This window comes from Mesorhizobium sp. M0598 (assembly GCF_040320865.1).
Lineage (GTDB): Bacteria > Pseudomonadota > Alphaproteobacteria > Rhizobiales > Rhizobiaceae > Mesorhizobium.
In genome coordinates, this window is the sequence record NZ_JAMYQL010000073.1 from 1 (window position 1) to 6,895 (window position 6,895).

The window sequence follows — 6,895 nt, forward strand, 5'->3', positions numbered from 1 at the left end:
CATAGAAATTGACACTGCAAGCTCCTCGGCTCCTTGCTTCAGTGTCAGTATGTCTCGCTCATCACCTCAAGCCGCGCCAGATGGGGTCAGCTTGGCGCTTACGGTATGGGCTTTCCCCGCAGCAATTGTTCACTTGGCGTCGGGCTGCTCGCCGGCCGAGGGGGGAGGCAGCAATATTGGAATCCATGTTCGTGCCGGCGGTGGTGACGGCAGCGCCTCCGAAGCCTGCGGCGAAGCATCGGCCACCGCCAAGAAAGCGGGAGCCGGCTCGAGACGCTGGTGTGATCGAGCTCGAGATCGACGGCATCGCAATGCGGGTGGGTCGTGGGGCGGATTCGAAGACGGTTGCAGCGGTGATCCGTGCGCTGAGGGCAACGTCGTGATCGGGCCAACGGGAGCGGTCAAGGTCATGGTGGCGACGAAGCCGGTCGACTTCCGCAAGGGAGCGGAAGGTCTGGCAGCGCTCGTGCGCGAGGCGATGGGCGCGGATCCATTCTCGGGCGCGGTCTACGTGTTCCGGGCCAAGCGGGCCGACCGGATCAAGCTCGTCTACTTCGACGGCACGGGCGTATGCTTGTTCGCCAAGCGGCTGGAGGATGGCAAGTTCTGCTGGCCGGGCATTACCGATGGTGTCGTGCGACTGACGGCGGCACAGTTGCAGGCACTCCTGGAAGGCCTCGACTGGCGGCGGGTGCACGAAACGCGCGAGATGCGTGTTCCAACGACGGCGAGCTGACCATCGGATTATTGCCAAATCACTGGAATCCATGCTTGAATCCGCTTCGTGACTGACGCGGCCGCTGCCCTACCCGACGATCCTCATGCGCTTCAGGCGATGCTTCTGGCCGCGCGTGCGGAGAATGAGAGGCTCCGCCAAATCATCAAGGAGTTGCAGCGCCATCGCTTCGGGCGAAGGGCGGAGAGCCTGCCCGAGGACCAGCTTCTTCTGGGCCTGGAGGAAGCCGAGCAGGTAGAGGCGGAGGGCTTCGCCAGCGCGGAAGCCGCGGACCCCTCAAAGCGTGATGCCAGGGCTCGTAAGCGTCGCGCCAACCGCGGCTCGTTGCCCGCCCATCTGTCGCGCGTCGAGCAGGTAATCGACATCGCCGACAAGATCTGCCCGTGCTGCCAAGGCCAGCTGCATGTTATGGGCGAGGACGTCTCCGAGCGTCTCGACATCGTGCCCGCCCAGTTCCGGGTGATTGTCACCCGTCGACCGAAGTATGCGTGTCGGGCCTGCGAAGAGGTGGTCGTGCAGGCGCCAGCGCCGGCACGTCTCGTCGAAGGCGGCATTCCTACAGAGGCCACGGTGGCTCATGTTCTGGTGTCGAAGTATGCCGACCACCTTCCCCTATATCGTCAGGCCCAGATCTACGCCCGCCAGGGCGTCAATCTCGACCGTTCGACACTCGCCGACTGGGTGGGCAAGGCAGCTTTCCTGCTTCGCCCTGTGCATGAGCGGCTGTTCGAGCGGCTGAAGGCTTCAGACAAGCTCTTCGCGGACGAGACCACTGCGCCTGTGCTTGATCCGGGCCGGGGGCGGACCAAAACGGGGCAGTTGTTCGCCTATGCCCGAGACGACCGACCTTGGGGCGGAATGGACCTACCCCGGCGTCGCCTATCTCTACGCTCCGGACCGCAAGGCCGAACAGCCGATCCGGCATCTTCAGGGCTTTGTCGGAACCCTGCAGGTCGACGGATACGCGGGTTACAAGGCGCTGGCCGAACGCAACGCCGTGAGCTTGGCCTTTTGCTGGTCGCACGTGCGTCGCCGCTTCTATGAGCTCGCGCAGTCCGGCCCCGCGCCGATCGCGACGGAGGCGCTCGCCCGCATCGCCCAACTCTACCACGTTGAGAGCGATATCCGCGGTCGTTCCGCCGACGAACGCCGCGCCGTCCGGCAGGAGAGAAGCCGTCCCGTAATCAATGCCCTTGAGCCGTGGCTTAGGCAGCAACTCACCCTTATCAGCCAGAAGACCAAGCTGGCGGAAGCCATCCGCTACGCGCTCTCGCGCTGGCAAGGTCTGACAAGATTCCTCGACAACGGTACGATCGAGATCGACTCCAACGTCGTCGAGCGCGCCATCCGTCCCATTGCGCTGAACCGCAAGAATGCGCTCTTCGCCGGCTCCGACGGCGGCGCCGAGCATTGGGCAACGATCGCTTCGCTGATCGAGACATGCAAGCTCAACGGCGTCGAGCCTCACACCTACCTCGCTGACGTGATCGCCCGGATCGTCGCCGGCCATCCACAAAGCCAGATCGACGATCTGCTGCCTTGGGCCTACAGACCTATGCCGCTCAAGGCCGTGGCCTGAGAACAGCGGTTACTCCACTCCTGTCGTTGCGAGAGTCGCAGGCGGCCACTGCTGTCTCTACCTCGTGGAAAATGTCCGCGACGGCAGGCCGTTCGCCAGCGCACGCCTTACCGAGCCATGCTTAGATCTGGAACACCACCGCAAACCTCAGGGTACCTGACAACATCACAACATCACGCCGATCTTGCTGCCGTCGCGGGCGCGGAGTTGAACCCGGTCGAGACCGTCTGGCAATACCTGCGCCAGAACTGGCTCTCCAACCGTGTCTTCGACAGCTATGAGGCTATCATCAACGCCCCATGCGAGGTTTGGTGGAAACTGCTCCAACTGCTCACGGCCCACCATCACTTCAATCGGAATGTAGGAGTAAGCCCATATCGGTCAAATCCCATGACTCTTTGTATTAGCCGTGAACGGCATCCAGAAATTGTCCAAAGTCATAGGTATTGCCTGCCTGGGAAGCATTAATGGTCAGAACCTATTCTTAGGAGTTGTTGCTTAGTCCAACGACTTGATAACACTATATATATGACCACGAAGATAGTCTACTGCGGCGGAATTGCACTCAGCGCACAGGCTTAGAAGCTCGCGATGCTCCTTGTCAGCAGCATGAATCCGACCAGATGCTACAAGGGGTACTCGAACGAGGTGGCTGGAGCGTAGGTGCGTTTTTTCAACAATCGACAATGTTTCTGAACGGTTAGAAGGAATGTATAGGCATCTATGGAACTTCCAATTCATCTCTCCGCGTTTAGGATTGTCGTGACTGGTCGTCTCAAGTTCATCGAGAGTCTCCTCTGCGGCCGATAGGTCTGATTTCTTATAACGTGACAATGCATGTGATAGAATATCGCACTCTAATAGAATCCGGAGGTCTAGCAGTTCGATAACTGTCTCGCGCTTCGCTGAAATGGCGACGGCGCCTTTATGCGTTCTGAAGGAGACCAGTCCTTGCGCCTCCAATTCTCGGAGCGCCTCGCGAACTGGCACTCGGCTCACCTCATAATCTTCTGCGATAGTCTCCTGCACGAGGGAGTCGCCTTCCCGGATTTCACCGCTAAGAATGCGCTCTCGCAATGCCTCAACGAGCATTTCAGGTACACTTTGTCGTCTGATTGGAATTTTTGCTTTCGGCTTGATGGAATCTGCCAACTCTCAGTCCCTCTTCGTGGATGCTTTTGGTTCGAATGGGTATCACATCGTTTGAATTGTAAATAAGTGGTGACCTGACTCCATGTTGTATCAAGGGGGGGCCGACCTCCACTGGGCCATTACCACCAAGGCGGTAGTCACTGCTGGAGCTGGCTTGCCTCTCAGCATTGCAGGCGCTCTCCCAACGATGATCGCCCGAGCAATTCAAACGGGGGATCTCTTCAACGGCCTCCGTGTGCTGCTGTCTCCTTTGCGAGCGGAATAAACCATGTTGATGGCGCACCGTTCTCGATGGCGGCGAGCGGGTAAGATTTGTTTCCTTTCGCAATGACCACGTTGCAGCCCGCGTCCATGGCTATCCTTGCTGCCATCAACTTTGTCACCATGCCCCCCGAACCATAGCGCCCGGGGGAAAGGCCGGCCATGGTTTCTATCTCCGGGGTAATGCACCGCACCTCTGGGATGATACGAGCCAACGGGTTGTCGTGTGGATCTTCGGTGAAGAGGCCATCTACATCGGAGAGCAGAATGAGAATGTCGGCCTTCGCAATTTGCGCGACCCGTGCCGCCAGCCGATCATTGTCGCCAAGACAGATCTCGGCCGTTGCGGTCGCGTCGTTCTCGTTGATGACGGGTACAGCGCCAACTTTGAGAACTTGTTGAAACGCTGACCGCGCATTGAGGCGGCACCCCTGGCTGTCTAGATCTGCGCTGGTCAATAACACCTGCCCTAGGCCAAATCCATGGCGCTTCAAACTCTGTTCATAAGCAAGCATCAGTCTAACCTGACCAATCGCAGCGGCTGCTTGCTTCTCCTCAATTCGCAAAGATCTATCCAACTGCCTGAAGTGAGGTGATCCAAGTGCGACAGCACCGGAGGTGACGATGATCACCTGTTGGCCGCGTGCGAAAAGTCGTGCGACATCCTTTATCAACGTTTCAAGCCAAGGACCGCGCACCTCTCCGGTCTCTATATCGGCAACGACTGCGGAGCCAATCTTCACGATCAACCGGCGAGCCGAAAGCAATTGATCCCTCCTCGTCACAAGACATTTCTCTCTAATCTCTTCTTGCATTCTACAGCGTTCAGTTGCGCGAGCGGTCAGGAACAAAGTTCGGCATCTCGTCGACTTGCGTCTCTCTCGCTCTCAATTGCATCAAGTGCGGGCGGCGATTACCTACCAATCTGACGCCGCGCTGCCCCTGGTGCGGAAAGTTGAGGGCCGCTGATGATTTCTATTCGCCAGGGGTCGGAAATGGTGCGATCGACCAATCGATTAGATCAACGGCACGCTGAAGTGTCGCTTCGGTTAGAGCGCGGCTAGGTGAGGCGGCGATAAGATGTCCGATCCAGTCCCGGTGATCGCCTTTCCTGACGATCGGCGTATTGGGTCCAATATAGAATTCAACCTCGGCGACGCCTGGTACAGCAGTTGCCCGATTGTCGCCGTCGATCCAATCGAGGGTGCCATCGCGATCAGGAACCAGGATTCGCGCAGCCGCAACCTGCGAATGCCTTTTACGCAGGCTCCATTCCTCGCCGATGACAAGCTTGATGTGCTCGGTGACGAGATCGAGCCCGTAAGTCAGCTGAACCAGTTGAGGACCGGGCGCGCCACCAAGACGCGGATTAACTTCAATGACGACCGGGCCACGCCTCGTCCACCGGAATTCTATGCAGGTTGGCCCCCAACCAAGGCCGAGAGCGCGCAAACAGCTCAGCGAGGCATCGACTATCCGCTCTTGCTCTTCATCATTCAGTAAGGCCGGTAGTGTGAATTCACGAAACACGAAATACGGTTCGGGGCCGAACTCACCGGCGCAAATCCCGATGACCTCATCTCCCATTATCTCGGTGCTATAGTATGGGCCCTGTGCGAATTCTTCGACCAGTATTCGCGGCGAAGATTGCCAACTGTGCTTCCCGCCCAACAGATAGGTCGTGTGTTCGGCCAACTCATCGACGTTGCGGCATAATCGGACACCGGTGCTACCGACGCCTACTGCTGGCTTAAGAATTACCGGGAGCCCAATTTCAGCGGCACAGCTTTCTATGTCCACCGCATTCGTTGCCAAGCGATAAAACGGTATTGGAACGCCGGCCTCCGCGAGGAGCTGACGTTGGGTGAATTTGTCGCAACATTGTTCAATCGATGTAGGGTTTGGTCCCGGCAGATCGAAATACCGGCAGAGCTTGCCGACTGTCGCATAGACCGACTCCTTGGCACACGTAATTCCGGCAATGTCATTGGTCGTACCCAGCCGGGAACATTCGCCGATCAAGGCATCGAGATCGTCTGTATCGATACGGATCGCCTCAGCCCCTTCCGCCGCAATATAGTCGTACTGAGCTGGATCAGCCGACAGGGTAATCGGATGTAGGCCAAGACGCTGGGCCGCCTGGATGTACAACCGACCTGTCCTTGAGCCTTCAACCAGGATAAGCACTCTTTTGGCCATTAGCTCTTGCTCCCGAGTTGTATGCCGTGCCTCAGTCCAAACGGAGTCGACGTCAGGCTTTTGACGCGCCTAGTCTCAGACCTGTCGCGAAAATATCATCGTCGGCGATTTGCGGTCGTGAAGTTGTGTGAATTTATTGTAAACAGCGGTTAATACGGCGTGCTGGATCCTGGGCGAAAACGATGGCAGTGTTGGCTGACACAACCCTGCGGCCGCTCTTGCCGGCATGGGCCGGTACCTTCCTCGTGAAGTGGACCCGCTCCTATGCCATGTCGCGCACTGCACTTTGCTAACGACTGCCCTTATGCCTTCCTGGGTTTGATGCCGCGCAGGCCGCGAGGTGTCACCTTGCGATGAACTCCGTCCAGTTCGGCTCGGCCTCGCGCCGGCCGTCCGCATTGACGCCGACGGGCGAGGATGACGGCGACCGAGACGATCCGCCGATCCGCCAGCCGCGGCGGCCCTTCAGGTAGGTGGCGTCGAGCATCAAGTATGGGCCCAATAGCCCTCTCGACCGCTCGAGGAAGGCGTCGATCTCCTCGTGCAGCCGACAGACCTGGCTCTTGGAGATGCCACTCATCCCCCTTGGCCTTGACCATTGACCAGGTCGTCAACCGAATATGTCGAGATGCCTTGCACGTAAGCTTCCTCGAAACGGCGGTCAGTGCCTTCTCGTTCTCTCCTTCCGAAATGGGTCGGCTTCAACAACCAAACCCGACGGAAAGTGCCGATATTCACGACACGCCGCTCACTTGCCACCAACGGCGCGCTCGCGCGCGCACCACCAGTGACCTGCCACTGAATTTTCATCCGGCTGCAGTTAGAGCCTCGGCGGGTTTTACGCCGTATGGCGCGGGTTGAGCAACGGGTGATCGGCGGAGCTGGTCGGGGTTGCGCAGCCGATCGTCCGTTGCGGTGAGATTGGCGGCATAAGCCGCAGGCGTGATGTATCCGAGCGCCGAATGTGG

Annotated in this window: 4 protein-coding genes and 3 pseudogenes; 2 read left to right on the forward strand and 5 right to left on the reverse strand. The window is 58.7% G+C overall.

The annotated features are described in order from the left end of the window. The first annotated feature begins 379 nt into the window (after positions 1-379). Positions 380-736: an IS66 family insertion sequence element accessory protein TnpB gene (gene tnpB / locus NKI59_RS34325; RefSeq protein ID WP_263791208.1), complete on the forward strand. Its 357-nt coding sequence runs from the start codon at positions 380-382 to the stop codon at positions 734-736. A gap of 48 nt (positions 737-784) precedes the next feature. After that, positions 785-2,315 (forward strand): annotated as a pseudogene (gene tnpC, locus NKI59_RS34330) (IS66 family transposase). A 498-nt stretch (positions 2,316-2,813) separates the two neighbouring features. Here the strand turns inward: tnpC and NKI59_RS34340 are convergent. The 5 genes and pseudogenes from NKI59_RS34340 to NKI59_RS34360 form a co-directional block, all read right to left on the reverse strand. Continuing rightward, positions 2,814-3,467 (reverse strand): GntR family transcriptional regulator, encoded by a 654-nt coding sequence (locus tag NKI59_RS34340; RefSeq protein ID WP_352708973.1) that lies wholly within the window; start codon positions 3,465-3,467, stop codon positions 2,814-2,816. A 221-nt stretch (positions 3,468-3,688) separates the two neighbouring features. Beyond that, positions 3,689-4,495, reverse strand: a complete 807-nt coding sequence (proB, locus tag NKI59_RS34345) for a glutamate 5-kinase (RefSeq protein WP_352708974.1) — start codon at positions 4,493-4,495, stop codon at positions 3,689-3,691. Between the two features lie 208 nt (positions 4,496-4,703). Continuing rightward, positions 4,704-5,927, reverse strand: coding sequence for an ATP-grasp domain-containing protein (locus NKI59_RS34350; protein ID WP_352708976.1), 1,224 nt, complete (start codon positions 5,925-5,927; stop codon positions 4,704-4,706). 166 nt (positions 5,928-6,093) lie between these two features. Continuing rightward, positions 6,094-6,601: pseudogene (locus NKI59_RS34355) on the reverse strand (transposase); the annotation flags it as partial. 132 nt (positions 6,602-6,733) lie between these two features. After that, a pseudogene (locus NKI59_RS34360) lies at positions 6,734-6,895 on the reverse strand (IS3 family transposase); the annotation flags it as partial.

Bases quoted from the DNA above. Each gene is read 5' to 3' on its own strand.
- NKI59_RS34350 (WP_352708976.1), bottom strand. From the start codon at position 5,927: ATGGCCAAAAGAGTGCTTATCCTGGTTGAAGGCTCAAGGACAGGTCGG.